Origin of the sequence: Mycobacterium sp., from assembly GCF_008709575.1 — a bacterium.
In the GTDB taxonomy this organism is placed as follows: Bacteria; Actinomycetota; Actinomycetes; order Mycobacteriales; family Mycobacteriaceae; genus Mycobacterium.
On record NZ_VYIK01000245.1, the window covers coordinates 344 to 834 of the forward strand.

At 67.8% G+C, this 491-nt stretch carries 1 protein-coding gene; it reads right to left on the reverse strand.

Features of this window, described 5'->3' with window-relative positions:
* The coding region (locus F6Q13_RS18200; protein WP_293059521.1) for an adenylate/guanylate cyclase domain-containing protein at positions 1 to 491 on the reverse strand (491 nt) is incomplete at its 5' end.

Here is a 491-nt window from a genome sequence, read left to right on the forward strand (position 1 = left end):
TCACTGCCTGCCGGCATGCAGGTCGTAGGCCGTCACTGGTTCGTCGAAGCCCTTGAGCGTCAACGGACCCAAGAAGATCGTCGGCCAGTGCGGCAATTGGTCGTGGACGTCGGCTGCGGCGAGGATTTGACCCGGTGCCGCGGCGCCGACCAGCCGGGCCGCCAGGTTCACCGCGTTGCCGAAGTAATCACCGTTGATCGCCAGGATGTCGCCGTAACCCAGACCGGCCCGGACCTGCAGGCCGACGTCACGCGCCAGCGGGTGGTCGACCAGGTCGAGCGCCGCCCGCGCCAACTGTTCGGCGCTGGGACTCACCCACATGACGGCGTCGCCGATGAATTTGACCACGCGCCCGCCGTCGGCAAGCACGACGTCGGAGACCGTGGCCGAAAAGCCGTTGAGCAGGGTCGCCAGCTCCGCGGTCGTGAGCATCTGGGTCAGCGCGGTGAAGCCGGACAGATCGACGAAGCCGACGCCGCACACCAGGTTCG